Below are 274 nucleotides of genomic sequence, written 5' to 3' on the forward strand. Positions count from 1 at the left end.
GCTGATGGTGGTGTAACCGTAAACGGGGACACGACCATCAATGGAAATCTTCAGATTAATGGAAGTACTGCCATGACTGGAAATAATACCGTCGGTGGTAGCCAGTTGGTGCAAGGAAGTAGTCATTCAACGGGTACTTTTAGTACAGAAGCTGATGTTAAAGCTGGCTCAATTAGTTTGAAAGAACATAAACATCCTGGAGATAGCGGTGGGACAACTGGAGAGCCAATACCATGATGTCACGTGAAAACGGCCGAGAGCTTGAAACTGAATT

Annotated in this window: 1 protein-coding gene; it reads left to right on the forward strand. The window is 44.9% G+C overall.

The window, feature by feature from the left end; translation table 11 throughout:
* The coding region (locus ACWXWW_RS18020) for a hypothetical protein (protein ID WP_455971381.1) at nt 1-237 on the forward strand (237 nt) is incomplete at its 5' end.
* Between the last annotated feature and the right edge of the window lie 37 nt (nt 238-274).

Source organism: Microbacterium sp. KNMS (assembly GCF_053851835.1).